Origin of the sequence: Micromonospora sp. RTP1Z1, from assembly GCF_033804685.1 — a bacterium.
Taxonomy (GTDB): Bacteria; Actinomycetota; Actinomycetes; order Mycobacteriales; family Micromonosporaceae; genus Micromonospora.
Genome location: NZ_JAPFQV010000036.1, coordinates 13,437 through 37,291 on the forward strand (window position 1 = coordinate 13,437; position 23,855 = coordinate 37,291).

General features: G+C 72.5%; 26 protein-coding genes, 1 tRNA gene and 2 pseudogenes. 14 read left to right on the forward strand and 15 right to left on the reverse strand.

Features of this window, described 5'->3' with window-relative positions:
• Positions 1-96 precede the first annotated feature (96 nt).
• The 6 genes from SLP03_RS18695 to SLP03_RS18720 are packed head-to-tail and all read right to left on the reverse strand — an operon-like array spanning position 97 to position 5,695.
• Complete coding sequence (locus SLP03_RS18695; protein WP_413644553.1) at positions 97-1,641, reverse strand: SpoIIE family protein phosphatase; 1,545 nt, start codon at positions 1,639-1,641, stop codon at positions 97-99.
• Positions 1,638-3,002 carry a sensor histidine kinase gene (locus SLP03_RS18700; protein ID WP_319461893.1) on the reverse strand — a complete coding sequence of 455 codons (1,365 nt, stop codon included), beginning with the start codon at positions 3,000-3,002 and terminating at the stop codon, positions 1,638-1,640. The genes SLP03_RS18695 and SLP03_RS18700 overlap by 4 nt, the downstream gene beginning before the upstream one ends.
• Entirely contained in the window at positions 2,999-4,012 is a 1,014-nt protein-coding gene (locus SLP03_RS18705) for a SpoIIE family protein phosphatase (protein ID WP_319461943.1), read from the reverse strand. The genes SLP03_RS18700 and SLP03_RS18705 overlap by 4 nt, the downstream gene beginning before the upstream one ends.
• Complete coding sequence (locus tag SLP03_RS18710) at positions 4,009-4,428, reverse strand: ATP-binding protein (protein WP_319461894.1); 420 nt, start codon at positions 4,426-4,428, stop codon at positions 4,009-4,011. Before SLP03_RS18710 ends, SLP03_RS18705 begins: the two co-directional genes overlap by 4 nt.
• Positions 4,425-4,835: an STAS domain-containing protein gene (locus SLP03_RS18715; protein ID WP_319461895.1), complete on the reverse strand. Its 411-nt coding sequence runs from the start codon at positions 4,833-4,835 to the stop codon at positions 4,425-4,427. The genes SLP03_RS18710 and SLP03_RS18715 overlap by 4 nt, the downstream gene beginning before the upstream one ends.
• Entirely contained in the window at positions 4,835-5,695 is an 861-nt protein-coding gene (locus tag SLP03_RS18720; RefSeq protein WP_319461896.1) for an STAS domain-containing protein, read from the reverse strand. The genes SLP03_RS18715 and SLP03_RS18720 overlap by 1 nt, the downstream gene beginning before the upstream one ends.
• A gap of 162 nt (positions 5,696-5,857) precedes the next feature.
• Here SLP03_RS18720 and SLP03_RS18725 point away from each other — a divergent pair, with 162 nt between their 5' ends.
• The gene (locus tag SLP03_RS18725; RefSeq protein WP_088976933.1) at positions 5,858-6,214 is read left to right on the forward strand and encodes an STAS domain-containing protein; all 357 of its coding nucleotides are present in this window, start codon (positions 5,858-5,860) and stop codon (positions 6,212-6,214) included.
• A 10-nt stretch (positions 6,215-6,224) separates the two neighbouring features.
• Here the strand turns inward: SLP03_RS18725 and SLP03_RS18730 are convergent, their stop codons facing one another.
• Entirely contained in the window at positions 6,225-7,484 is a 1,260-nt protein-coding gene (locus SLP03_RS18730; protein WP_319461897.1) for an MFS transporter, read from the reverse strand.
• A gap of 49 nt (positions 7,485-7,533) precedes the next feature.
• Here SLP03_RS18730 and SLP03_RS18735 point away from each other — a divergent pair, with 49 nt between their 5' ends.
• From SLP03_RS18735 to SLP03_RS18750, 4 genes are all read left to right on the forward strand, one after another.
• The gene (locus SLP03_RS18735; protein ID WP_319461898.1) at positions 7,534-8,217 is read left to right on the forward strand and encodes a FadR/GntR family transcriptional regulator; all 684 of its coding nucleotides are present in this window, start codon (positions 7,534-7,536) and stop codon (positions 8,215-8,217) included.
• A gap of 40 nt (positions 8,218-8,257) precedes the next feature.
• Entirely contained in the window at positions 8,258-8,734 is a 477-nt protein-coding gene (mscL, locus tag SLP03_RS18740) for a large conductance mechanosensitive channel protein MscL (protein ID WP_319461899.1), read from the forward strand.
• A gap of 80 nt (positions 8,735-8,814) precedes the next feature.
• A complete protein-coding gene (locus tag SLP03_RS18745; RefSeq protein ID WP_319461900.1) occupies positions 8,815-9,063 on the forward strand; it encodes a hypothetical protein in 249 nt (82 codons plus the stop codon).
• A gap of 29 nt (positions 9,064-9,092) precedes the next feature.
• Positions 9,093-9,467: a hypothetical protein gene (locus SLP03_RS18750; RefSeq protein ID WP_319461901.1), complete on the forward strand. Its 375-nt coding sequence runs from the start codon at positions 9,093-9,095 to the stop codon at positions 9,465-9,467.
• Positions 9,468-9,963: 496 nt separating this feature from the next.
• Here SLP03_RS18750 and SLP03_RS18755 read toward each other — a convergent pair whose 3' ends face one another.
• Complete coding sequence (locus tag SLP03_RS18755; RefSeq protein WP_319461902.1) at positions 9,964-11,190, reverse strand: benzoate/H(+) symporter BenE family transporter; 1,227 nt, start codon at positions 11,188-11,190, stop codon at positions 9,964-9,966.
• Between the two features lie 60 nt (positions 11,191-11,250).
• Here SLP03_RS18755 and SLP03_RS18760 point away from each other — a divergent pair, with 60 nt between their 5' ends.
• The 5 genes from SLP03_RS18760 (at position 11,251) to SLP03_RS18780 (ending at position 16,009) form a co-directional block, all read left to right on the forward strand.
• Positions 11,251-11,799 (forward strand): XRE family transcriptional regulator, encoded by a 549-nt coding sequence (locus SLP03_RS18760; protein WP_319461903.1) that lies wholly within the window; start codon positions 11,251-11,253, stop codon positions 11,797-11,799.
• Between the two features lie 177 nt (positions 11,800-11,976).
• Positions 11,977-12,696 (forward strand): PP2C family protein-serine/threonine phosphatase, encoded by a 720-nt coding sequence (locus tag SLP03_RS18765; RefSeq protein WP_319461904.1) that lies wholly within the window; start codon positions 11,977-11,979, stop codon positions 12,694-12,696.
• Positions 12,697-12,755: 59 nt separating this feature from the next.
• Positions 12,756-13,952 carry an enhanced intracellular survival protein Eis gene (eis, locus tag SLP03_RS18770; RefSeq protein ID WP_319461905.1) on the forward strand — a complete coding sequence of 399 codons (1,197 nt, stop codon included), beginning with the start codon at positions 12,756-12,758 and terminating at the stop codon, positions 13,950-13,952.
• A gap of 39 nt (positions 13,953-13,991) precedes the next feature.
• On the forward strand, positions 13,992-14,741 hold the full coding sequence (locus SLP03_RS18775) for a ZIP family zinc transporter (protein ID WP_319461906.1): 750 nt from the start codon (positions 13,992-13,994) through the stop codon (positions 14,739-14,741).
• A 98-nt stretch (positions 14,742-14,839) separates the two neighbouring features.
• Complete coding sequence (locus SLP03_RS18780; RefSeq protein ID WP_319461944.1) at positions 14,840-16,009, forward strand: hypothetical protein; 1,170 nt, start codon at positions 14,840-14,842, stop codon at positions 16,007-16,009.
• Between the two features lie 24 nt (positions 16,010-16,033).
• Here SLP03_RS18780 and SLP03_RS18785 read toward each other — a convergent pair whose 3' ends face one another.
• From SLP03_RS18785 to SLP03_RS18795, 3 genes are all read right to left on the reverse strand, one after another.
• Positions 16,034-17,116, reverse strand: a complete 1,083-nt coding sequence (locus SLP03_RS18785; RefSeq protein WP_319461907.1) for an NAD-dependent epimerase/dehydratase family protein — start codon at positions 17,114-17,116, stop codon at positions 16,034-16,036.
• A 45-nt stretch (positions 17,117-17,161) separates the two neighbouring features.
• Positions 17,162-17,455 (reverse strand): hypothetical protein, encoded by a 294-nt coding sequence (locus tag SLP03_RS18790; RefSeq protein ID WP_319461908.1) that lies wholly within the window; start codon positions 17,453-17,455, stop codon positions 17,162-17,164.
• Between the two features lie 67 nt (positions 17,456-17,522).
• Positions 17,523-17,693, reverse strand: a complete 171-nt coding sequence (locus tag SLP03_RS18795) for a hypothetical protein (RefSeq protein ID WP_319461909.1) — start codon at positions 17,691-17,693, stop codon at positions 17,523-17,525.
• Between the two features lie 149 nt (positions 17,694-17,842).
• Here SLP03_RS18795 and SLP03_RS18800 point away from each other — a divergent pair.
• A tRNA-Lys gene (locus tag SLP03_RS18800) sits at positions 17,843-17,914 on the forward strand.
• Between the two features lie 108 nt (positions 17,915-18,022).
• Here the strand turns inward: SLP03_RS18800 and SLP03_RS18805 are convergent.
• Together SLP03_RS18805 and SLP03_RS18810 are read right to left on the reverse strand one after the other, a co-directional pair.
• Positions 18,023-18,484 (reverse strand): hypothetical protein, encoded by a 462-nt coding sequence (locus SLP03_RS18805; RefSeq protein WP_319461910.1) that lies wholly within the window; start codon positions 18,482-18,484, stop codon positions 18,023-18,025.
• Between the two features lie 247 nt (positions 18,485-18,731).
• Positions 18,732-19,927 (reverse strand): annotated as a pseudogene (locus SLP03_RS18810) (epoxide hydrolase family protein).
• Positions 19,928-20,335: 408 nt separating this feature from the next.
• Here SLP03_RS18810 and SLP03_RS18815 point away from each other — a divergent pair.
• The 3 genes and pseudogenes from SLP03_RS18815 to SLP03_RS18825 all read left to right on the forward strand — a co-directional run.
• A pseudogene (locus SLP03_RS18815) lies at positions 20,336-20,522 on the forward strand (hypothetical protein); the annotation flags it as partial.
• Positions 20,523-20,771: 249 nt separating this feature from the next.
• Entirely contained in the window at positions 20,772-21,386 is a 615-nt protein-coding gene (locus SLP03_RS18820; protein WP_319461945.1) for a hypothetical protein, read from the forward strand.
• Positions 21,383-21,739, forward strand: coding sequence for a transcriptional regulator (locus tag SLP03_RS18825; protein WP_319461911.1), 357 nt, complete (start codon positions 21,383-21,385; stop codon positions 21,737-21,739). Before SLP03_RS18820 ends, SLP03_RS18825 begins: the two co-directional genes overlap by 4 nt.
• Positions 21,740-22,065: 326 nt before the next feature.
• On the opposite strand, the gene SLP03_RS18830 is transcribed toward SLP03_RS18825, so the two are convergent.
• A complete protein-coding gene (locus SLP03_RS18830; RefSeq protein ID WP_319461912.1) occupies positions 22,066-22,680 on the reverse strand; it encodes a DinB family protein in 615 nt (204 codons plus the stop codon).
• Between the two features lie 235 nt (positions 22,681-22,915).
• The gene (locus SLP03_RS18835) at positions 22,916-23,848 is read right to left on the reverse strand and encodes an SMP-30/gluconolactonase/LRE family protein (RefSeq protein ID WP_319461913.1); all 933 of its coding nucleotides are present in this window, start codon (positions 23,846-23,848) and stop codon (positions 22,916-22,918) included.
• Positions 23,849-23,855 lie beyond the last annotated feature (7 nt).

Sequence of the window (23,855 nt, forward strand, 5' to 3'; positions counted from 1 at the left end):
GCGAGTTCAGCGCCGTCACCGGGGTTTCCCCCGCCGCGTACGCCCGCTCGCTGAGCTGAGTCGCACGGTCGGCGCCACCCGCCGGCGATCGGACCGTCAGCGGCGGCGGACGGCGACCACGGCGACGTCGTCGTGGATCTCCGGCGGGGCCAGCTCGACCAGGAGTCGCTGGCAGAACTGGTCCAGGTCGTCGTCCACCCGGGTGGCGACCGCGGCCAGCGCGGCCATCCCGTCGTCGATGGTGGTGTCCCGCCGCTCGATCAGGCCGTCGGTGTAGAGGACCAGCGTCGCGCCGGCCGGCAGCACGAACTCCAGGTCCGGCGGGCGGGGCGCGCGCACGCCGAGCAGCGGGGCGGGCTGCTCGACGAACTCCACCCGGCCGTCCATGCTGAGCAGCGCCGGCAGGTGCCCCGCGCTGGCCAGCCGGATCCGGCCGCTTTCCGGGTGCAGCTGCAGCAGGCAGATGGTGGCCAGCTCGTTCGGCAGCAGGGTACGCATCAGCTCGTTGACCCGGTCCAGGATCACTCCCGGCTGGTGCCCCTCCACTGCGTACGCCCGCACCGCGTGCCGCAGCTCGGCCATCACGGTCGCGGCGTGCAGCGAGTGGCCGGCGACGTCGCCGATCGCCACCAGCAGATGCCCTTCGAGCATCACCAGCTCGTAGAAGTCGCCACCCACCTCGGTCTGGGCGCTGGCCGGCTCGTACCGGACCGCCAGGTCCAGGCCGGCGACCTCGGGCAGCCGGCGGGGCAGCAGGCTGCGCTGGAGGGTGACGGCGATCCGGTGCTCCTGGTCGAAGGAGCGCTGCGCCTCGACCGCCGAGGCGACCGCCTGGGCGAGCTGCACCAGCACCGGCGTGCGCACCGTCTGGGTCGCGGTCGGCACCGCCACGTAGAGCGGGGCGAGGTCCTCGCGCAGCTTGGCGGCGGCCACGGTCACCGTGTCGCCGGCCGGCCAGTCGATCCGCCCCCACGCGGCGGGCTCGTCGACCCGGACGGTGGTGCCGATCGGCACCCCGGTGTCGTCGACCACCCACGGGACGACGCGCGGCTTGGCGTCCGGCCCGGCCACCACGCCCGCCAGGCAGTCGCCGTCGAAGGTTTCCGCGATCACCGCCGCCGGGCTCTTGAAGATCTCCGCCGCGCCGGCCGCCGCCGCCTCCAGCAGCCGGACGAAGTTCGGGGCCGCGTGCATCTGCACGGTGGCGTCGGCGAGCGCGGCCAGCCGCTCGGCGAGCAGCTCGGCCCGCTGCCGCGCCTGGTAGTAGCGGAGCACCGCGTGCGCGGTGGCGACCAGCTCCTCCGGCTCGATCGGCTCGGCCAGGTAGGCGTCGGCGCCCCGGGTCAGCCCCTGGGCCCGGTCCACCACGTCGACCGCGTGCGCGGAGACGTGGATGACCGGCATCGCCGGGTTGCGCTCCTTGATCCGTTCGCAGACCTCGAAGCCACTCAGGTCGGGCAGCCGGACGTCGAGCACCACCAGGTCGATCGGGCCGGTCTCCACCAGGGCCAGCGCCTCGGCGCCGTTCTCCGCCTCGATCGTGTCGAACCCGGCCCGGGTCAGCCAGCTGACCAGCAGGTAGCGCTTGGCCCGACTGTCGTCGACCACCAGCACGGTCGCCGCGTCGCCCTCCACCGTCACGCTCCGCCCTCGGGCAGGGTGACCGTGAAGGTGCTGCCCCGGCCCGGCTCGCTGGACAGCTTCAGCGTCCCCCCGAGCAGCGTCACCAGCCGGCGCGCGTACGGCAGCCCGAGGCCGGTGCCACCGACCCGGGTCGCCCCGGGCACCTGGTAGAACTCCTCGAAGATCCGCTCGTGCAGCTCCGCAGGGATGCCGATGCCGGTGTCCGAGACCGACAGCGACCAGCGGTCGTCCTGCCGCTGCGCGCGCAGCCGGACCTCGCCCCGCTCGGTGAACTTCAGCCCGTTGTGCAGCAGGTTGCGCAGTACCTGGGCGAGCAGCACCTCGTCGGAGCGGACCATCGCCGGGTACGGCGGCTCCTCCACCACCAGCTCGACATCCGGCCGGGTGGCCAGCGCCCGCAGCGTGCCCCGGAGCTGTCCGTAGAGCGCCCGCAGGTCCACGTCGGCCCAGTTCGGCTCGATCCGGCCGGACTCGGCCTTCGCCAGGTCGAGCAGCTCGTTGACCAGGCCGAGCAGGTCCGCCGCCGAGGAGCGAATCAGCCCCACCTGCTGGGCCTGCTCGGCGGTGAGCGGATCGGAGTGGGAGTCGGCGATCAGCCGGGACAGCCCGATGATCGCGGTGACCGGGGCGCGCAGCTCGTGGCTGACGTTGGCCAGGAACCGGCTCTTCGACTCGCTGGCCGCGCGCAGCTGGGCGGACTTCTCGTCCAGCTCGGCGTAGAGGGCCACCACCCCGCGGTTGGTCTCCTCCAGCTCCTCGGTGAGCTGGCTGTAGAGCGCCATCACGCCCTGGTTGGTCTCCTGGAGTTCGGAGTTGAGGACCTCGAGCTCGTCGCGCTGGCTGCGGACCTCGTCCAGTGCGGCGATCAGCTGCTCGTTCTGCATGGCCAGTTCGTCCAGGGCGGTGCCCGGAGCGCTGCTGCCCAGCTCCGCGCGGAGCTCGGCGAGCCGTTCCGGGGTCAGCGCCGGGGAGTTGGCCGGGACACGTCGGGACATCCTCACGACCGTATCCCCCTCGTCCGCGACGACGCCCAGCGTGTCCACCAGTCGCGCCACCGCGCCGGACTGCGGCTGGTAGCTGCCGTTCGGCAGGGGGCGCACCGGGGCGAGATCCACGTACAGCACATACCGCCCGGCGGCGACGTCGAACCCGATCAAGAAGGTGACATCCGCCCCGTCAGCGGTTCGCAGCAGGTCCCGGGCGACCTCGCTGAGCGCGGTGGCGATCCGTACTTGGTCCTGGTGTTCCAGGCCAGCCGCCGCGGCGACCTCCCGACCGCGCTGCCGGACGACGAAGATGTCCTGTTCGACCCGGAGCGCCATCTGGAGCAGCGGGGGCGTGCCGGCCGACCCGGTCATGACCATGCCTGGGCGACCAGGACGGAGGCGTCGTCGCGGCGGATGCCGGCGTCCCGGAGCAGGGTGGCGGCCGTCACCAGGGGCGACCGCCCGACCAGGCCGGGGTAGTCGGCGAGGTCCCAGCGGTCGACCACGCCGTCGCTGTGCATGACCAGCCTCGCGCCGGCCCCGAACGGGTACTCGTACTCCCGCACCGCGGGGCGCTGGTGGCCGGCGATGCCGGGCAGCGAGACCAGTCCGCGACGCCGCTCGCCCTCTACCACGATCATGGCTGCGATGTTGCCGAGGCCCGCGTACCGGAGCAAGCCCACGGCCGGGTCCAGCTCGGCCACGGCCAGCGCGGCCCCCCTGGTGTGCGAGATGGTCCGGTGCAGGTGCTGCACCACGGCGGCCGGCGGAGCGGCCGGCGCGGTCCGGAACGCGGCCAGCGCCGCCTCCGTGGCGGCCGCCGCCAGCGGCCCGTGCCCCAGGCCGTCGCAGACCAGCACCTGGCGTCGCCCCTCGGCGATTCGGACGCCGTACCCGTCGCCGCTGACTTCCTCGCCGGTGATCGGCCGGACCAGCCCGCTCGCCCAGGACGGCTCGGGCGCCGGCCCGGACCAGACCTGCACGGCGAGGACGGTGCCCCGGCCCGGCCGCGAGTAGCCGTCGTACCAGCTCGCCTGCCGGGCGATCGCGCCCAGGCCGATGCCCAGCGTCCCGGTGGTGGAGTGCCCGTCCTGCGAGGAGACGGTCAGGTCGGCCATGCCGGGCCCGGAGTCGATGGCGACCAGCTCCACCCCGGCCCGCCCGGCCCGGCGCACCGGGCGGAGCAGCAGCACCCCCTCCTGGGCGTGCTTCACCAGGTTGCTGGTCAGCTCGGCGGCGACGATGGCCAGGTCGGCGACGCGATGCTCGCCCAGCCCCAGCTGGGCGCCGAGGCGCTCGGCCGCCCGCCGTACGCCGCTGCCCGCGCCACCGCTCTCCACCCGGAACCAGAGACCGTGGTCAGCGACCACGTCCCCGATCATCGGGACCACTTGGTGATGGTGATCCGGGTGCCCTCGTCGACGGCGGTGACGATGTCGAAGTCGTCCACCAGCCGGCGGGCGCCGCTCAGGCCGAGCCCGAGGCCGCCGCCGGTGGTGTACCCGTCGGTCAGGGCCAGGTCGAGGTCCGGGATCCCTGGCCCGGCGTCGGCGAAGACGATCCGCACGCCGCGGCGACGACCGTCGTCGACGCCCGCCACGTCGGCGGTACCGCCCCCGCCGTAGATCAGGGTGTTGCGGGCTAGCTCGCTGGCGGCGGTGACGAGCTTGGTCTGGTCGACCAGCGAGAGCTTGGCGGCCACCGCCACCGTACGCACCAGCTGCCGCACCCGGACGACGTCGTCGTCGCTGCGGATCGCCTGGGTCTGCGGCACAGCCAGGTCGACACCGGCGGTCATGTCGTGGCCGTCGTCTCGACGTCCTCGTCGCCGTCGACCATGACCCACTCGTCGGCGTGGGCCGCCGCGATGAGCTCCATGCCGCGCTCGACGTTCAGCGCGGTCCGGATGCCGTTGAGCGACAGGCCCAGCTCGACCAGCGTGATGGCCACGGCGGGACGCATCCCGACCACCACCGTCTCGGCGTCCAGCACCCTGGAGATGGACGCGATGGTGGAGAGCATCCGGCCGACGAACGAGTCGACGATGTCCAGCGCCGTGATGTCGATGATCACACCGTGGCAGCCGGTGGCGACGATCCGCTCGGCCAGGTCCTCCTGGAGCATCACGGCCGTCTGGTCGGACATGTCGATCTGGATGGAGACCAGCAGGATGTCACCGATCTTGAGGACCGGCACCCGCTCCATCAGGACTCCCGGCGCTGGTGGCGGCGGGCGTTGCCCGCGCCGGTCAGCCGCAGCACGTGGCCCAGGGCGTCGGCGAGGCTCGCCTTGGTGGCGATGTCGCCGAACTCGATGCCGAGGGCGACGATCGTCTGGGCGATCTGCGGCCGGATGCCGGAGATGATGCAGTCGGCGCCCATCAGCCGGGCGGCCACCACCGTCTTGAGGATGTGCTGGGCGACCTGGGTGTCGACCGCCGGGACGCCGGTGATGTCGATGATCGCGTACGGCGAGCCGGTGTCGACCAGGGTCTGCAGCAGCCGCTCCATCACCACCTGGGCGCGGGCCGAGTCGAGGGTGCCGACCAGCGGGACGGCGACCACGCCCTCCCAGATCTTGACCACCGGGGTGGAGAGCTCGAGCAGTTGCTCGGCCTGGTCGGCGATCAGGCTCTCCCGGGTACGGACGAAGCTCTCGCAGGTGAAGAGCCCCATCTCGTCGATCAGGGCGGAGAACGCCACGAAGTCGCGGAGGGTGGCCACGTCCTGGCCCTGCTCCATCAGCTCGAGCAGGACGCCCTTCAGCGCGAAGACGCTGATCGCCGTCTCGGTGGCGGTGAAGCCCTGCCGGGCCCGGCCCCGGGACAGCTCGGCGAGCACGGCGCGCAGCTCGCCGCCCTGCTCGGATTCCAGGTCGGTAAGGCCGTTCTCGGCGGCGTCGATCATGCTACGGTGCAGCTCCTGCACCTGGCGGGCGAGCTCGGCCTGGCTGAGGCGGCCGCGGAGCGACCTCCCGACCGCTTCCGTCCAGCGTTGGATCAGCCGCTCGGCGTTTGCAGTGAGCAGACGTGCGAGCCGACCACTTTCTTCGGCGCTCAACGCCATGGTGACCTCCCTGGACTGGTGAACCGGCCGGACTCTACCACCGGAGCCGCGCCGACTATTTGTCACGCGGCAAAGAATGATCGTCGGCACCCGTAGCGGCTCCCGTTCGGCGTATCCGCCGCTTCGTGGGATACCGTTCCAGCGAAAACAGGAGGTTGACGAATGTCCCTGACGGTGCACACGGAACAGCGCGGCGACGTGGTCGTCGTGTCGGTCGCGGGCGAGCTGGACATGGCAACGGCACCGCAGCTGCAGGACCAGATCACGGATCTGCTGGACAAGGGACGCAGCCGCCTCGTCTTCGACCTGGCGAACGTGTCGTTCTGCGACTCCACCGGGCTGTCGGTGTTCGTCCGCGCCAAGAACAGCTGCGACGAGGCGGGCGGCGTGGTCCGGCTGGCCGCCCCGCAGCGCGGGGTGCTGCGCATCCTGGAGGTCAGCGGGCTGGTCGAGGTGCTGCACACGTACCCGACGGTGGAGCAGGCCGTCGCGGGCGACCCGACGCCGGCCTCTTCCTGATCGTTCCCCCTCAGCGCTCGTCCTCGATGTAGCGGGGACGGGCGATCACCATGCCCGCCGTCGTCTGCATGGCGAGCGCGCCGAGGAGGAACCCGAGCGGCGCGGTCCAGCCCCCGGTGGTCTCGTAGAGGATGCCGACCAGCAGCGGGCCGAGCGCGGCGATCACGTAACCGGTGCTCTGCGCGAACGCGGACAGCGCCACGGTGCCCTCGGCGGTGCGGGCGCGCAGCCCGATGGTGGTGAGGATCATCGGGAAGGCGCCCTGGCCGAGGGCGAGCAGCAGCACCCAGAGCGGCGCGAGGCCGTGCGGCGCGAGCGCCAGGCCGACGTAGGACGCCGTGGACGCGGCGGTCAGCGAGAGCACCAGCGGTCGCAGCGTGCGCAGCCGGCCGGCCAGGGTCGGCATCACCAGCGCGACCGGCACGCCGAGCGCGGTCACCCCGGCCAGCAGCAGGCCGGCGGCCTCGGCGCGGTATCCGGCGTCCCGGAAGAGCTGGGCCAACCAGCCCATGATCGCGTACCCGCTGAGCGACTGCGCCCCGAAGTAGACCGCCATCGCCCAACCCAGCCGGGTCCGCCCGGGCCGGATCCGGGTCGGGGTGGCGACCGCCGCCGCCGGGGTCGCCGTCCGCCGCGCGGCGCGGGCCCGCAGCGCCAGCGGCACCCACGGGAGTACGGCCACCGCGGCCATCCCGGCCCAGACGCCCAGTCCGGCCCGCCAGGAGCCGAAGGCGTGCGCGACCGGCACCGCGGACGCGGCGGCCACCGTCGTGCCGATGGTCAACGCCATCGTGTACGCCCCGGTGACCAGCCCGGTGCGGTGCGGAAAGTGCTGCTTGACCAGCATCGGCAGCAGGATGTTCGCCACCGCGATGCCGGCCAGCGCCAGCGCGCTGGTGAGCACGAAGAGCAGGGCGGAGTCGGTCGCCACCCGGAGCACCTGTCCGACGGTGAGCGCGAGCATGGCCACGACCAGGACCCGGGCCGGCGCGTACCGGCGGACCAGCCACGGGGTGAGCGCGCCGAGGCCGGCGAAGGCGATGGTGGGCAGGGTGGTGACGAAGCCGGCCATCGCGCCGGAGAGGCCCAGACCGCCGCGTACCTCGTCGAGCAGGGCGCCGAGGCTGGTCACCGCGGCCCGCAGGTTGAGCGCGACCAGCAGCATGCCCACCAGCACCAGCGCGCCGCCGGTGGCGGGCGACGGGGGCCGGGTCGGCGCGGCGGCCGGCGCCGGGCCGGGCGTCACGTCGGTGGTGGGTGGCGGGGTCATGACCTCGAACCTACAATCATGGGATGAATTTCGGCAGCAGGTGTAACCGGTGACACCGGCGGTCGATTCCCTCGCCGTGCCGCCGCGCGGCCACCGGGTGCGGCAGACCATCGCGCAGCTCCGGGCCCGGATCCTCGGCGGCGAGTGGCCGGTGGGCGGCCGGATCCCGACCGAGCCGCAGCTCGTCGCAGCGCTCGGGGTGGGGCGGAACACCGTCCGCGAAGCGGTCCGCGCCCTGGTCCACGCCGGCGTGCTGGAGTGCCGTCAGGGCTCCGGGACGTACGTGGTGTCGACCGACGAGCTGGCCCCGGTGGTGGCCCGTCGGCTCACCGACGACCGGATGGCCGAGGTGGTCGAGGTGCGCCGCGCCTTCGAGGTGGAGGCGGCCCGGCTCGCCGCGCGGCGGCGAACACCTGCGGACCTGGCGGCGCTCGACGACGCCCTCGCCACCCGGGAGGCCGCGTGGCGCTCCGGCCGGGTGGACGAGTTCGTCGAGGCGGACGCGGCGCTGCACACCGCGGTGGTCGCCGCCGCGCACAACACCATGCTCGCCGAGCTGTACGCCTCGGTCGGCACCGCGCTGCGCAGCACCGTCGCGCAGGCCATGGGCGGCGCGCTGGCGCCCGAGCGGTACGTCGACCACGGTCGACTCGTGGCCGCGATCCGGGACGGCGATCCGGCGCGCGCGGCGATCGAGGCCGGTGCTTTTCTGGAGCTGCCCTCGGGGGCATAGGTTGTCCCGGACCGCAGAATCGGACAGTACGGGAGTACGGATGCTCAAGGGCTTCAAAGACTTCATCATGCGCGGCAACGTCGTCGACCTGGCGGTCGGTGTCGTCATCGGCGCCGCGTTCACCGGCGTGGTCACCCAGCTCACCAAGTCGTTCCTGGAACCGCTGGTCCGGGTCATGATCCTGCTGATCACCGGCAGCGACAAAGGCATCGGCGGGACCATTCCGAAGTTCCGCGGGGAGATCCCGTTCGACTGGGTGGCCTTCGTCAACGCGGTGATCACCTTCCTGCTCACCGCGGCGGCGCTCTACTTCCTGGTCGTGTTCCCGATGAACCGGCTGGCCGAGCGGCGCAAGCGGGGCGAGGAGCCGCCGCCGGCCGCGCCGAGCGAGGAGGTCAAGCTGCTCACCGAGATCCGGGACGCCCTGGTCGCCGGTGGTCACACCACGCCCGGGCAGCAGCGGGGCGCGCTGGACGACGTGCTGGGCCGACGGAACGAACCGCCGGTCGGCCGCTGACGTACCGACTGCACATCGGCCCCTGCGGGATTCCCGCAGGGGCCGGCACATGTCGTACACATGTTCGATAGAGTCCCGCCATGGAGCAGCGCAGGCACTGGTGGAACGGGAAATGGGGGCGACTGGCCCGGCGGGACGTCTTCCTCCGGGTGGACGGGGACCGCTGGCACGTCGAGCAGCGGGCCGGCGGCGCCGAGGGGGTCTCCCAGTTCTACGAGTACGCCAGCGCCGAGGAGGCCGAGGAGACGGTCCGGGCGCTGCTGGAGGGGCCGGACGGCTGGCGCGAGCTCTCGCCCCGCCCGTCGAGCGGCTGGACCCCGTCCGTTTAGCCCAGGGGCGGCCCGGGAACCGCGCCTGAATGAACCAGCAGGGTACGCAGCAGCAGGCCGCCATCTCCCGGGTCACCACCGGCATGCGGGTGGTCGACGCGACCGGCATGGAGGTCGGCACGGTGGATCTCGTCCAACGCGGCGACCCGATCGCGGTGACCGTCCAGACGCCCACCGCCGACCCGGGCAGCAGCCTCGACGAGCTGATCGAGTCGGCGGCGGTCGAGGAACCGGACGTACCGGCCGACCTGGCCGCCCGGCTGCTGCGCAGCGGCTACCTGAAGGTCTCGACCGAGCTGGCCCGGACCGGCGCGGTCTACGTGCTCGCCGACCGGATCGCCACCGTCACCGGCGACCAGGTACGCCTCGACGTCGCCGCCGCGGAGCTGCCCGCCGAGGAGTGAGGCGGGCGGCCGCACTCCTCGGGCACGCTACAGAGCTGATGTCGTCGATGAATCACCGCGAATCCCCTACCGTAGGCGGGATGTGGATGGTGATCGGAGAGCAGCGCGGCACGCCGGCAGGCCCGGAGGAGCGGACGGCCCAGTTCACCCACATGGCCGAGGTGACCCGGCAGAGCCCCGGCTTCGTCCGGGGCTGGTGGGGCGCGGACGACGACGACCCGGAAGTCACCCACGTCCTCGTCGTCCTCGACACGCGGGAGGCGTCGCACCCGGCGGCGGGGCGAACGGGGGTCCGGATGAGGAGAACAGTCGTGTCGCTGACGGCCGCGCTGGCCCTGTCGGCGCTGGCTGTGGGGAAACCCGGCCCAGGACGGCGAGGTGCACCTCGTCTCGCCCACCGAGGCGGAGTTCCGCGACCCGGCCGGGCATGTCGTACGCCTCCGGCTGCGCCCCGGTGCCACCGCTCCGAAGCGGATCTGCTCCTGACCGCCCGCGCTCACCGGGCCGGCACGACCCGCTTTGCCTCCGGGGCGTCGGCCGCACCGGGCTCGGGTCGGGGGTCGGGGACGGCACGGCGGCGACGGAACAGCAGCAGGATCAGCCAGCCGGCGACCAACCCCCAGAACGCGCCGCCCACCCCCAGCAGGCTGACCCCGGACGCGGTCACCACGAAGGTCACCACGGCCGCCTCCCGCGCGTCCGGTTCGGCGACGGCCGCCGATACCGCGCCGGCCAGCGCGCCGAGCAGCGCGAGCCCGGCCACCGCCGCCACCAGGATCGGCGGCGAGAGCAGCACCAGGGCGGTCGCCACGCCGGCCCCCAGGCCGAGCAGCGCCAGGCCGATCCCGGCGGTGACCGAGGCGATCCAGCGGCGGTCCGGGTCCGGGTGGGCGTCCGGGCCGGCGGCCAGCGCGGCGGTGATCGCGGCAAGGTTCACCGCGTGCCCGCCGGCCGGCGCGCCGAGCGCGCTGGCCAGCCCGGTGACCCGGAGGGCGGAACCGAGCGGCGCCCGGTAGCCGTAGCCGGCGAGCACCGCCATCCCGGGTACGTTCTGCGCGGCCATGGTGACCAGGAAGAGCGGCAGCGCGAGCCCGATGATCGCCGGCACCGTCCAGGCCGGCGTGGTCACCTCGACGGCGGGCGCCAGGTGCAGGCGGCCGGGCCCGGGGGCGGGGATGGTGAGCGCGATGGCCACCGCCGCCACCGCCAGCGCGGCCGGCACCGCCCAGCGACGGGCGAAGCGGTGCAGCACCAGCCAGGTGAGCACCACCGGACCGGCCAGCCGGGGCACCTCCACCAGCGCCCGCACCGGCGCGGTGCAGAGCGGCAGGAGCACCCCGGCGAGCATCGCGCTGGCGATCGGCGCGGGGATCGCGGCCACCGCCCGGCCGAGCGCGGGGATCAGCCCGGCCGCCGCGATCAGCAGGCCGGCGACCAGGAACGCGCCGACCGCCGCGGGCCAGCCCCCGGGCACCGGACCGGTGGCGACCAGCAGCGCCGCGCCCGGGGTGGACCAGGCGACGGCCATCGGCAGTCGGTGTCGCAGCCCGAGCCAGACCGCGCAGAGGCCGGCCGCCACGCAGAGCACCAGCAGCCCGGAGGCGGCCTGCGCGTCATCGGCGCCGACCGCCCGCAGCCCGGCCAGGACCACGGTGAACGAGCTGGCGAAGCCCACCAGGGCCGTCACGATCCCGGCCAGCACCGGTTGCAGTCGGCCCGCCATCCGCTCACCCTCCACCAGTCGTTCCGTTTACGGAACGATGACGTGTAGCACCATAGCGGCATGGCGTCGCCCCCACCAGCTCGTGATCCCGCACCCGGAACGGTCGGCCCGCGGGTCCGTGCCCTGCGCGAGGAGCGGGGGATCTCGCTCTCCACCCTGGCCCGGCTGGCCGGCGTCGGGAAGGCCACCCTCTCCGGCCTGGAGAACGGCACCCGCAACCCGACCCTGGAAACCCTGTACGCGGTCACCGCGCAGCTCGGCGTGCCGCTCACCGCCGTCCTCTCCGGGCCCGCCGAGACGCCGACCGTACGCGGCGCGGCGGTGAGCGCCACCCTGCTGGAGGTCTTCACCGACAGCGACGCGACGTACGAGCTGTACCGGATGCGGGTCGCACCCGGCCCGGGACAGCTCTCCCCCGCCCACCAGGCCGGGGTGACCGAACACGTCACCGTCTTCTCCGGCGTGCTGCGCGCCGGGCCGGTGGCCGACCCGCTGACCGCGGCGGCCGGCGGGCACCTGCGCTGGACGTCCGACGTGCCGCACAGCTATGCCGCCGTCGGCGACGAGGAGGTGTGGGCGAGCCTGCTGCTGCGCTACCCGCGGGGGTGACCGCGGTCAGCCGACGGACGGCGCGGAGACGGGCGGCGCCAATCAGTCGTACGGGCCGGGTCGGGCACCCCGGCGACACCGGCGATCACCGTCACGATGGACATCGGCATCATTTCTCACACCCACACGCAGTAGTGCATAGAGACGGCGGCGGGGTGTTCTTGGCAAGCTGGACCCATGACGCTCATCCTCCGCTCGGCCATCCTCAACGACGTCGGCCTCGTCCGGACCAACAACGAGGACTCCGCCCTCGCCGGTGACCGCCTGGTGGCGGTGGCCGACGGCATGGGCGGGCTCCCGGCCGGTGAGGTGGCGAGCGAGATCGTCATCCGCATCCTGGACGAGCTGACCCCGCCGACCGTCTCCGACGAGGCCGCCGACGCGCTGCGGGCCGTGGTGAGCACCGCCAACCAGCGGATCCGGGCCGCCATCACCGTGGACCCGGCCCGCGACGGCATGGGCACCACCCTGACCGCCGCCCTGCTCGCCGACGACACCCTGGTCCTCGCCCAGGTCGGCGACTCCCGCTGCTACCTGCTGCGGGACGGGGAGCTGACCCAGCTCACCCGGGACGACACCTTCGTCCAGGCGCTGGTCGACCAGGGGGCACTCTCCCCCGACCAGGCCCGGCACCACCCGCAGCGGTCCCTGGTCACCCGCGCCGTGCAGGGCTCGGACGCGCCACCGGCGATCGGGGTGCTCACCGTCTTCCCCGGCGACCGGCTGCTGCTCTGCAGCGACGGCCTCTCCGACTACGCCGAGGACACCGCGATCGCCTCGGCGCTCGGCACGTATGGCGACCGCCAGCACTGCGGTGAGCAGCTGGTCAAGCTCGCCCACCAGGCGGGCGCGCCGGACAACGTCACCGTGATCGTCTCCGACGTCGCCGCGGCCTGACAGGCACCCGGGCCGGCGAAAGCGGTTGCGGCGGTCACCGGACCGGGTTGGGATGAGGAATGATCATCCGTCGGTTGGCGGCCGAAGAACGCCTGACCACCAGCTTCCCGCTCCAGGCATACGCCTTCGAGGCGTCGCCGCTGGCCGCAGCCCGGGTGGAGCAGTTCCGCGACTACCTGCCCTACAACGCCGGCAACCGGACGCTGGTCGCCGAGGAGAACGGCACGACGGTGGCCGCCGCCTCGGCGGTCCCCATGCGGCAGAACCTCCGCGGCGCCGTCCTGCCGATGGCCGGCGTCGCCGGGGTGGCGACCCACCCGCTGGCCCGCCGGCGCGGCCACGTCCGGGCACTGCTGCACCAGCTCCTCGACGAGATGCGCGACGAGGGGCACCCGCTCACCGCCCTGTACCCGTTCCGGGCGTCGTTCTACGAGCGGTTCGGCTACGTCGGGCTGCCCCGGGCGCGAACCGCCGTCTTCTCCCCCGCCGACCTCGCCCCGCTGCTCGCCGCCGACCTGCCCGGCGAGGTGGTCTGGGAGCGGATCGGGGCGGGCTACCAGGTCTGGCGCGCGTTCACCGAGCGCTGCCTGCACGAGCGGCACGGCTTCGCGGTCTTCCCCGACTTCCGGGCCGTCGGGCTGCGCGACCGGGACGACCGCTGGCTGCTCACCGCCGTGGTCGACGGGCGCACGGCCGGGGCGGTCACCTACCGGATCGACGACCACGGCGGCGAGCTGATCGCCGACGACCTGCTCGCCGTCGACCCCTACGCCCGGGCGCTGCTGCTGCAGTTCTTCGCCCGGCACGTCGACCAGGTCGAGCGGATCCGGGTCCAGCTCCCCGCCGACGAACTGCCCGAACTGTGGCTAACCGACCTGGCCGTGCACGTCGAGGCGCGGGTGTCCCGGCCCGGGTCGCCGGCACCGATGGCCCGGCTGCTCTCCCTGGACGCGCTGACCGGCCTGCCGACCGGGACCGGTCGGGTCCGGATCGACCTGGTCGGCGACCGCTGGCTGGGCGGGACCCACCTGCTCGACGGTGCCACCGGTCGGCTCGAACTGCTGCCCGGCGACTCCGCCGGGGGCGGCGTCCCGACCGCGACGCTCACCGCCGCCGGGCTCTCCGCCCTCGCGTACGGGGTGCTCGACCCGGCCGAGATCGACATTCGCGGCCTCGGCGACGTGCCGGCGGACGCGGCGGCCGAGCTGCGCCGCATCTTCCCCCGCGAGGTGCCGTACCTGTTCGCCGATTTCTGAGTCCGTTTTCCCCTCCGGCACCCGGGTAGGGTCCTGCGAATGCCGGAGTGGTTGCAAGCGGGTGCCTGGGGTCTGCTGGCCGGGTCCGCCCTGCTGATCGGGGCGGCCGCCGGGTTCTTCGCCCGGATCCCCCGGAAGATCATCGCGTCGATCATGGCGTTCGGCGCCGGGGTGCTGCTCAGCGCGGTCTCCTTCGAGCTGATCGCCGAGGCGCACCAGCAGGGCGGCCTGCTGCCCACCACGGTCGGCGCGGCGGCCGGGGCGCTGGCGTACACCGGGGCGAACATCCTGCTGGCCCGGCGCGGGGCCCGGCACCGCAAGCGCTCCGGCGACGAGCAGCCCTCCGAACAGGAGCAGCCCGGCTCCGGCTCCGCCATCGCGGTCGGCGCGCTGCTGGACGGCATACCGGAGTCGGTGGTGATCGGTGCCAGCCTGCTCACCGGCGGCCCGGTCAGCCTGGTCACCGTGATCGCGGTGTTCCTGAGCAACGTGCCGGAGGGCCTGTCCAGCGCCGCCGGCATGCGCCAGGCCGGCCGTTCCACGCGGTACATCTTCCTGCTCTGGACGGCGATCGCCCTGGTCAGCGGCGCCGCGGCGCTGGCCGGCTACACGCTGCTCGGCGGCGCCCCGCCGGAGGTACTGGCCACCATCACCGCGCTGGCGGCGGGCGCGATCCTCGCGATGATCACCGACACCATGGTCCCCGAGGCCTTCGAGGACGCCCACCTCCTGGTCGGCCTGATCACCGTCCTCGGCTTCCTCGTCTCCTTCGCTCTCTCCCACACCTGACCCAATCCCGCGGCGGGCGGCGGAGGTTAGGCGTGGGTTAAGGATCGGGTGGCGATTCGTCGTGGTGGCGGACGGGCTCCTAGCATCGAGCGGTGCGCATGAAGCCGGTTGTCGCCCTGCTCGCCCTCGGTGTCGTCATCGCGGCACTGCCCGCGTGCGGGTCTGCCGATCCGGACGGGAGTCGCCCGGGGACCGTGCCGGCAGCCGGTACCGCCGCCGCGCCGGGCGCCGGACCCTCGACCACCCCGACCGGGCGGACCGGCTTCGGCGCCTCGAAGCCGAGCACCGCTCCGAAGCCGTCGAGCGGCGAGGCGACGTTGACGGCGGGCAACCCGAACGGCGGCGCCGCGGTACCCGCCGAGGCGCGGGCGGTGGACACCTCGCACCCGACCCGGCGGATCGGCACCGGCACCGCCGCGAGCTGCACCTCGGACGCGGTGGTGAAGGCCGTGGCGGCCGGCGGGATCATCACGTTCAACTGTGGGCCGGACCCGGTGACCATCCGGATGACCGCCACCGCGAAGGTCCGCAACGCCAACGGCCCGAAGATCGTGCTGGACGGCGGCGGCAAGGTCACCCTGAGCGGCGGGGGCCAGCGCCGGATCCTCTACATGAACACCTGCGACAGCGCGCAGGGCTGGACCACCTCGCACTGCCAGAACCAGGACCACCCGCAGCTCACCGTGCAGAACCTCACCTTCGCCGGCGGCAACTCCACCGGGATCACGGCCGAGGGCGGCGGGGGCGGCGCGATCTTCGTACGCGGCGGGCGGTTCAAGGTGGTCAACTCCCGCTTCGTGGACAACCGCTGTGACCGGAGCGGGCCGGACCTGGGCGGCGCGGCGCTGCGGGTGCTCAGCCAGTACGAGAACAAGCCGGTCTACGTCGTGAACAGCACCTTCACCGGCGGGGTCTGCGCGAACGGCGCGGCGACCAGCAGCATCGGCGTCTCCTGGACGGTGCTGAACAGCGTGTTCCGGCACAACCAGGCGGTCGGTTCCGGCGCCAACCCGGCGAAGTCCGGCTCGCCGGGCGGCGGCAGCGGCGGCGCGATCTACTGCGACGGGAACGAGTTCACCGTGCGGATCGCCGGCACCATCATCGAGGACAACCACGCCAACGAGGGCGGCGGCGCGATCTTCTTCGTCAGCAACAACCGCACCGGCACGATGCGGATCGAGAGTTCGACGCTGCGTCGCAATCCCAGCGACGGCTTCGAGACGAAGGGCCACCCCGGCATCTTCTTCCTCGGCGCCCGGCTGTCCTGACCCTCGGCGGGTCGGCTTCGTACCTCAGTAGGGGTTGCCGTGGCCGGGGGTGCGGGCCTTGAGGAGGGCGCCGGGGCGGCCGGGAAGGTCCGGGTCCGCCGACATGGGCGGGGCGGCGGTGTGCGCGGTGTCCGCCATCCCGGCGAGGAGTTCCTTGAGCGCGGTCAGGGCGTCGATCCTGGGCGTCCAGCCCAGCTCGGTCTCGGCGCGCGCGCTGGACATCAGCGGCGCGTTCAGCCCCAGTTCCACCCAGCCGGCGTCGACCGGTTGCAGCCGCGCCCGCCAGGTCAGCGCCGCCGCGACCCGCAGCACCGGGGCGGCCACCGGCACCGTCCAGCCGTGGAAGTGCCGGGCCACCAGCTCCGGGGACAGCACCGGGTCCGCGGCGACGTTGAAGGTACCGCGCGCCTCACCCAGCAGGGCCTTCGCGTACGCGTCGGCGACGTCGTCGGCGTGCACCGCCTGCATCCGCAGCCGGCGGTTGGTGGGGACCAGCGGGATCCGGCCGTACCGCAGGAGACGGACCGGGGCCAGCGGGCCGAGGAAGTAGCGGGTGATCTCGGTGCCGGCGTCCCGCTGGAAGATCAGCCCCGGGCGCAGCCGGACCACCCGCAGCGCCGGGTGCTCCCGCTCGACCGTGTCGAGCAGCGCCTCCACCTCGGCCTTGTGCCGGCTGTACGACGACCCGGGCACCCCGGTCGCCGGCCAGCGTTCGCTGACCGGGCGGTCCTTCGGGCCGGGCGCGTACGTGCCGACCGAGGAGGCGTACACCAGGGCGGGGACGCCGGCCCGGAGGACCGCGTCGATCACCGCCCGGCTGCCGCCGACGTTGGTCCCGTGCAGGGTGCGCTGCTCGTGGCTGGGCTGGATCTGCCAGGCCAGGTGGACCACCGCCCCGGCCCCGGCGAAGATCGCCGCGAGCTTGTCGGCCGCGCCGGGCGCCCCGACGTCGCAGGAGTGCCACTCCACCCGGTCGTACGGCTCACCGGCGTCCGGCCCGGGCAGCCGGCGGGCCACCCCGGCCAGCTCCAGCCCGGGCTCCTGACGCAGCCGGCGCAGCACCGCCGTCCCCACGTTGCCGCTGGCCCCGACGATCACGATCCGCATATCGGCTGCGGTACCCGCTGAACCGGACTCCAACCCCCGGACCGGTCACGGCCGGGGCGACTGGCGTACCCAGCTCTTCTCCTGCCGGCGGCGACCCTGGGTGGCGGCCAGGCAGCGCGGGCAGATGTAGCCGACCGGGTCGGCCTCGGTGAGCACGTCGGTGGAGGCGTAGTCGAACGGCACGTGCGGGAAGCGGCGCAGCCGGGTCCGGCTGAGCGGGAGCCCGCAGACGGTCTGGTTCTGCCCTGGCAGCCAGGCGTGCACCTCGCCGCCCGGCTGCCGTACGCCGTCCGCGCCGACCGCCTCGCTCGACGCGGCCACCGCAGGCGTACTGCTCATCCTCACGCCCGTCCCGGTTCCCCCCGCCGTCCGCCCCATGCCCCGACCGGCGTCCCGCCGCGGCGGCTCAGGCGCGGCGGGCCAGCAGGGCACCGATCAGGGCCAGCGTCCCGACGAAGCTCCGGTCGTCGGTCGCGGCCAGACCCGGCACCGAGCACGAGTACGCGAAGAAGAGCCCCGCCATCAGCCCGGTCGCCAGCGTCGCCGCGGCCAGCACGGCGGTACGCAACAAGGTCATGGCCCCCACCTGGCCGGCCCCGGCACCTTGGGCCATCGTCGAACGGCTCACCCGCATGCGCGGTGGTTTCTACGTCGGCTGTCGGACATCGACGGGCGGCGGGAAGCCGGAAGGCTCGAGCGAGCGGGTTCCGGTAGCCTGAGCGGGCGGGGCCGCTAGCTCAATGGCAGAGCTGTGGACTTTTAATCCATAGGTTCAGGGTTCGAGTCCCTGGCGGCCCACTCACCGCAGGTCAGAGGCCCTGACCGTGCTCATCGATACCGCGATCAGGGCCAGTACAGCAGCGAAATACAGCAGTAGGTCCCAGGTAGCGCCAGGAAGCCTGGCCGTCAGCGGGCGCCGGCGGGCAGTTCGGGACTCGCCGGAATGCTGAGCGGTGCGGTGGTGGGGCACTCCACCAGGTCGGCCGGATGGGCTGCGCCGACCGGTTCATCTCTGACGGTGCGGTCGTAGACGAGCCGGAAGCAGTGCTGCAGGACCAACTGCTCACCAGTGCGCCGATTCCACGAGTCGACGATCGGGGTGCGGCCGTGCACGCGAATCACCAGGACCACGCCGTCGCCCGTGTCGGGTGTCGATCCGCTGACCTGCATCACCTCGACGCCCTTCACTCGTCCGGCAGAGCGGATGAAGAGGTCGGCCCGGTCGGCGTGGTCGTAGTCGATCATTCGCTGCACGTCGCGCGTCTGCTGCCACGCGTCGTCCCTGGTGCGCTCCTTCGCCTGAGCCAGGTCCTTGCCGTCCTGCCAGCCACCGCACCCGGTCATCAGCATGAGCATCGTGCCCGACACCGCCAGGATTCTCCCGGCCTTTCCCCGCCGCATGGCTTGATTCTGCCGGGACAACCTGACGACGGCTGCCCCGCCCGGTCCTGACCGTCCTCGCGAAGCACCTGATCGAACCGGCTGGGGCACGCGCCGCATCCCCACCACGGCCTCGTCGCGAAGCGCCGCGTCAACCTTCGCTTGACGGGGCGGCAATTAGACGCGCGTGCGGCGGCTCACCGACCAGGAGGATCACGCGCGAACCGGTGCGGGCTCAGGATTTCCGCAGCGGCCGGAACGCGGCCCGCACCTCGGTGGAGAAGAGCTCCGGCTCCTCCCAGGCGGCGAAGTGGCCACCCTTGTCGACCTCGTTGAAGTACGTGAGGTTGGGGTAGACCGTCTCGACCCAGCTGCGCGGGGCAGCCCAGAGCTCGCCGGGGAACGTCGTGAAGCCGACCGGAACCGAGACCGGCGGAGGGGCCTGGCCGGCCGCACCGGCTGCGGCCAGGAACCGTCCAAATTCCCAGTACCACCGGGCGGCCGACGCGCCGGTGCCCGTCAGCCAGTACAGCGTGATGTTGTCGACGATGCTGTCCCGGGTGAGGCCGCCCACGGGCTCGCCGTCGACGAACGCGCGGGAGATCTTGTAGTAGCTGTCCGTGTCGTGGTCGAGCATCCAGGCCGCCAGCCCGACGGGTGAATCCAGCAGGGAGTAGCCGATCGTCTGCGGCCGGGTGGACTGCTCCAGGAAGTAGCCGAAGCCGTCCATCGTGAACGTGTTGAGCGCGTCGTGCGCCGCGCGTTCCTGCTCGGACTCCGCCGGCAGTTGGTCCTTGAGACCGATCGCCCCGGCGAGCAAGTTGATGTGGATGCCGAGCAGTCCCTCGGGTGCTTGGCGGCCCATCGCGTCCGTGACGGCGGCGCCCACGTCGCCCCCTTGGGCGACGTAGCGCGTGTAGTCGAGGCGGTCCATCAGCTCCGCCCACGCGCGTGCGATGCGGCCGTTCTCCCAGCCGAGCTCGGTCGGCTCGCCCGAGAAGCCGTAGCCCGGCAAGGACGGCAGCACCAGGTGGAATGCGTCCTCGGGGGTGCCGCCGTGCGCGGTCGGGTCGGTGAGCGGGCCGACGACCCCGAGCAGCTCGACGACCGAGCCTGGCCAACCGTGCGTCATGATCAGCGGCAGGGCGTTCTCGTGCTGCGACCGCACGTGGATGAAGTGGATCTCGACGCCGTCGATGTAGGTCGTGTACTGCGGCAGGGCGTTCAGCTTCGCCTCGAACGCGCGCCAGTCGTGATCGGTCGTCCAGTAGCGGGCCAGCTCCTGGACCGTCGCCATCTGCACGCCCTGAGAGCGACGGTGACCAGCTCTCGGTTGGGCCAGCGCGTGGCCGCGATCCGGCGACGCATGTCGGCGATCGCTTCTTCCGGCGTGTCGAGCCGGAAGGGACGGATTCCATTGTCGTTGGACATGTTCTCCACCTGCCGGGTCGGCTCGACCGACGCTGGGGCGCCGGCGGGGCTGGCACGCGCCCAGTCTCGCACCGGCCCGGCGACCGGCGGATCGAAACCCGATTTCGCGCTTGGGTCCGGCCTTACAAGCGTGGACGTTGAGGGACCGTCGTCGCAGGTCAAGGCCGCCAAAGGTGCAGGTCAGCGCCGCATGTTGATTGCCCGGTGGTCAAGGGGTCGACGAGGACCAGGTCCAGGCCGTCGCCAACGGTCATGGCTCCTCGCGGTGCACGTCCGGGGGCTCGATGGCATGTGCGCCGGCTGCCGCGCCTGGTGGTCGCGGCTGACTCCGTACCCGTGCTGGCAGGTGGATTGGGCGACCAGCCGGCAGGCCCGGACGATCACCGCCCGGTTCCTCGGCGGTGTGCGGTGACCACTCATGGCCCGGTCATGCCGGTCTGGAGCTGCGGAGGCTGCGACCTGCCCTGGCCCTGCCCGACGCGGAAGCGGGAGCTACGGGCGGAGTACGCGGATGCTCCGGTGTCGTTGGCCCCTCTACCTCGGGAGCTATCTCGTCCAGGCCACCGAGGACATGCCCTGGATGCCGGCCGTTGCTTGCTGGTGCAACCGAGATGCCGCGCTCAGGCCGGTCTCATCGCACGTATCGGTTCCCATCGAATGTGATCCGCAGCCCGACGAACTTGATCCGCCGATCCTGCCAAACCAAACACTGCTACTAGCGCCAATCGGTTTGTTATGGAAACCTGTTGGCATGACTTCCGATGCGGTTCCTGCCGGCGGTGACCCACGCCGGCTGCTGGCTGATGCGCGCGACCTCGCACGCCGGGTTCGTCTTGCCCAGCGGGTGACGTGGTTGCCGCTGCTGGTGCTGGCCGTGGTGACGTTCGGGGCGATCCCGGCGTACCGGTACGGTCACCCGGTCGTCAGCGACTGCCACGCGGTGGCCGACGGTCAGGTGTGCAAAGTGTGGTTCGCGGCCGCGGAGTTCTACTGGCTGGCGGCGGCGGTCCTGGCGTACGTGGTGATCGCCGGCGGGTACCTGCGGGTCGCCCGGGCCCGGGGGGTGGACGCCCGGGTGCTGCCGTACGTGCTCACCGGTGTCGCGCTCTCGGTCGTCCTGGTCGCCGCCGACGCAGCCGGCGCCGGGGCTTGGATCGTCCCCGACCCGCAGGCGTTACTCCACCCGTCCGCCTTCGTCCAGTTCCTGTTCCGGCTGCTCGGGCCGACCAGCGCGATCGGGCTGGCGCTGCTGGTGCTGGCCTGGCTGGAGCGGCACGTCGCGCTGCTGCTGTTCACCATCGCGTACCTGGCGGTGGTGCTGGTGCCGATCAACTTCGGGTGGGGGGTCCACTGGGGGGGCCAGTCGCAGTTCGTACCGATGCTGCTCATCAGCGGCGGCGTGCTGTTGCTGGGCAGCGCCGGCTTCGCGCTGGCGCAACGGCTGCGGCGGCCCCGGTGACCGGCCCGGTCGACGCCCCGGAGCCGGACGAGACGGCACCCGCGCATCCGGTCACCGGGATCGACGACCTGGTGCACCAGCGGGTCCGGCTCGGCATCCTCACCATCGCGCACGAGGCGCGCCGGGTGGAGTTCGGGTTCCTGCGCACCCAGTTGGAGCTGACCGCCGGCAACCTCTCCCAGCACCTGGGCGTGCTGGAGACGGCCGGTCTGGTCGAGGTCGAGAAGGGCTACGCCGGGCGGCGCGGCCGGACCTGGATCACCCTCACCGCGGCGGGCAACGCCGCGCTCGCCGAGGAGATCGCGCGACTCAAGCAGCTCATCGCCCGGGTCGAGACGACGAACGGCCAGTAGCGACAACAGTCGTGCCTTCACCCAGCGCACGTCGCTGGACCTGTCCGCGTTCCTTATCCGATGCGCGTCGCTTCACCTCGCGCACATCCCTTCACCTGGCGCGCGGCGACCGGGCGCCCGACGGCGCCGGCCGCCCGCCCGGTGCTGCCCGAAGACAAGATGCGGTGTTCCGCGCGGCCGGCGCCCAGATGCCGTGCTCCTTGAGTTTCGCCGCCAGCGAGGTGGCGTCCATCGGCCGCGCCCATCTCACCTCAGGTCCGGCGCATCCCACCAGGACAGACCGCCAATAGCGGCGGTCGAACCAGTTGACCCGGCATCGTCGCGGTTCAGTTGTGTGCGTTGATGGGACCATCGTGATCGGGCTTGGCGACGGCCGCCTTGGCAGCCCGCTCGATCTTCGTGCGCCGGGCTTCCCAGAGCGCCGCGTCGCGTTGCGAATTCGCGTACTTAGCTGCTGTCCCTGTAGAGCCATCGAGCTGTTCGCGCAAGATGTCGGCGTGTCCGGCATGCCGGCTGGTCTCGGTGAGCACATGGACCAGGATGTTGAACAGCTTCACGTCAGGGCGCGGCCACCACGGCACGTGGCCAGGCGAGTCGATGGCGAGGGCGCTGATCGTCGCGTCCGAATGCTTCCACACGCGACGGTAACGGTCGGTGATCTCCTCGCGCGTCTCATGCTCGGTCGCCCACATGTCGGCGTCGCGCGCCCCGAGGTCGTCCCACCGGGGCAGGGGTTCGGGGAACGGCCGGTCGAAGACCTCGCCGAAGTACCTGGACTCCGAAAGCGACAGGTGCTTGACCAGGCCGAGAAGGTTGGTCCCCGTCAAGGTCAGGGGGCGGCGGATGTCGTATTCGGTCAACCCATCGAGCTTCCACAGCATCGTCTCGCGGATCTCACGCAAATCGCTGTGCAGGTACTCTTTCCCGAATTCATCGATCATGGGGCACGAGCCTGCCATGCGCCGTCGATGGGCTCAACCTCAACCTGCGCCCGGCACTAGCCGAATCGATGCCCCGCTGATGCCGAGGACCAGGGCCCGATGGCCGCCGTGATCAGCTGGTCGACGAGGAACTGTGCTCGCCGGTCGGCCTCTACCGCAGGGCCGAACCCGGCTGTCACCGCCAGGTCCTCGGCGATGTGTCGCTGCCATCCGGCTGGCGCAGTGTGTGCGTGGCTCATCGGCGCACCTGCTGGGTCGGCTCGGGATAACGGGCGCCGTTGACGGTGACGCGCAGCGTGTACACGCTCGTGGCGGCGGTGATGAACAGGTGGTTGCGTTTCGGCCCGCCGAAGGTGAGGTTAGCGACGGACTCGGGCAGCAGCAGCTTGCCGATGAGGGTGCCGTCGGGGTCGAAGCAGTGCACCCCGTCCCAGGCCGCGGCCCAGACCCGGCCGTCGGCGTCGAGACGCAGGCCGTCGAAGCGTCCGAAGTCGCACTCGGCGAAGATCTTCCCGCCGGTCAGGGCGCCTTCGGCGGTGACGTGGAAGACGCGGATGTGACTGGGTTCCTGGCGGGTGTCGGCGATGTAGAGCCGCTGCTCGTCGGCGGAGAAAGCGAGACCGTTGGGCCGGCAGAAGTCGTCGGCGACGACTCGCAGGTCGCCGGTGGCCGGGTCGAGGCGGAACACGTAGCAGGCGCCACCGAACTCGCTGTCGCCCTTGTTGCCCTCGTAGTCGCCATCAATGCCGTAGCTCGGGTCGGTGAACCAGATCGTGCCGTCGGCACGTACGACGACGTCGTTGGGGCTGTTGAGCCGCTTGCCCTGGTAGCGGTCGGCGAGCACGGTGACGGTGCCGTCGTGTTCGGTGCGGGTGACCCGCCGGTTGCCCTGCTCGCAGGTGATGAGCCGGCCCTGGCGGTCGACGGTGTTGCCGTTGGCGTGACCGGAGCCGTGCCGCAGGACGCCGACTGCGCCGGTGGTCTCGTCCCAGCGCATGAGCCGGTCGTTGGGGATGTCGCTCCAGACCAGGTAGCGCCCGGCCGGGAAGTACGCCGGGCCCTCTGATTTGCGTGAGCCGGTGTGCAGGCGTTCGACGACGAAGTCGCCGTTGCAGTAGCGGAAGCGCTCGTCGAGCATCTGGAACTGGGCAGGGATGGTCTCAGCCACCGAACTC

Excerpts from the sequence above, each read along its gene's own strand:
- SLP03_RS18700 (WP_319461893.1), bottom strand. The coding sequence starts at position 3,002 with ATGACCGGGTCGGCCGGCACGCCCCCGCTGCTCCAGATGGCGCTCCGG.
- SLP03_RS18705 (WP_319461943.1), bottom strand. The coding sequence starts at position 4,012 with ATGATCGGGGACGTGGTCGCTGACCACGGTCTCTGGTTCCGGGTGGAG.
- SLP03_RS18710 (WP_319461894.1), bottom strand. The coding sequence starts at position 4,428 with ATGACCGCCGGTGTCGACCTGGCTGTGCCGCAGACCCAGGCGATCCGC.
- SLP03_RS18715 (WP_319461895.1), bottom strand. The coding sequence starts at position 4,835 with ATGGAGCGGGTGCCGGTCCTCAAGATCGGTGACATCCTGCTGGTCTCC.
- SLP03_RS18720 (WP_319461896.1), bottom strand. The coding sequence starts at position 5,695 with ATGGCGTTGAGCGCCGAAGAAAGTGGTCGGCTCGCACGTCTGCTCACT.
- SLP03_RS18725 (WP_088976933.1), top strand. The coding sequence starts at position 5,858 with ATGTCCCTGACGGTGCACACGGAACAGCGCGGCGACGTGGTCGTCGTG.
- SLP03_RS18730 (WP_319461897.1), bottom strand. The coding sequence starts at position 7,484 with ATGACCCCGCCACCCACCACCGACGTGACGCCCGGCCCGGCGCCGGCC.
- mscL (WP_319461899.1), top strand. The coding sequence starts at position 8,258 with ATGCTCAAGGGCTTCAAAGACTTCATCATGCGCGGCAACGTCGTCGAC.
- SLP03_RS18745 (WP_319461900.1), top strand. The coding sequence starts at position 8,815 with ATGGAGCAGCGCAGGCACTGGTGGAACGGGAAATGGGGGCGACTGGCC.
- SLP03_RS18750 (WP_319461901.1), top strand. The coding sequence starts at position 9,093 with ATGAACCAGCAGGGTACGCAGCAGCAGGCCGCCATCTCCCGGGTCACC.
- SLP03_RS18755 (WP_319461902.1), bottom strand. The coding sequence starts at position 11,190 with ATGGCGGGCCGACTGCAACCGGTGCTGGCCGGGATCGTGACGGCCCTG.
- SLP03_RS18760 (WP_319461903.1), top strand. The coding sequence starts at position 11,251 with ATGGCGTCGCCCCCACCAGCTCGTGATCCCGCACCCGGAACGGTCGGC.
- SLP03_RS18765 (WP_319461904.1), top strand. The coding sequence starts at position 11,977 with ATGACGCTCATCCTCCGCTCGGCCATCCTCAACGACGTCGGCCTCGTC.
- eis (WP_319461905.1), top strand. The coding sequence starts at position 12,756 with ATGATCATCCGTCGGTTGGCGGCCGAAGAACGCCTGACCACCAGCTTC.
- SLP03_RS18775 (WP_319461906.1), top strand. The coding sequence starts at position 13,992 with ATGCCGGAGTGGTTGCAAGCGGGTGCCTGGGGTCTGCTGGCCGGGTCC.
- SLP03_RS18780 (WP_319461944.1), top strand. The coding sequence starts at position 14,840 with ATGAAGCCGGTTGTCGCCCTGCTCGCCCTCGGTGTCGTCATCGCGGCA.
- SLP03_RS18785 (WP_319461907.1), bottom strand. The coding sequence starts at position 17,116 with ATGCGGATCGTGATCGTCGGGGCCAGCGGCAACGTGGGGACGGCGGTG.
- SLP03_RS18790 (WP_319461908.1), bottom strand. The coding sequence starts at position 17,455 with ATGAGCAGTACGCCTGCGGTGGCCGCGTCGAGCGAGGCGGTCGGCGCG.
- SLP03_RS18795 (WP_319461909.1), bottom strand. The coding sequence starts at position 17,693 with ATGACCTTGTTGCGTACCGCCGTGCTGGCCGCGGCGACGCTGGCGACC.
- SLP03_RS18830 (WP_319461912.1), bottom strand. The coding sequence starts at position 22,680 with ATGATCGATGAATTCGGGAAAGAGTACCTGCACAGCGATTTGCGTGAG.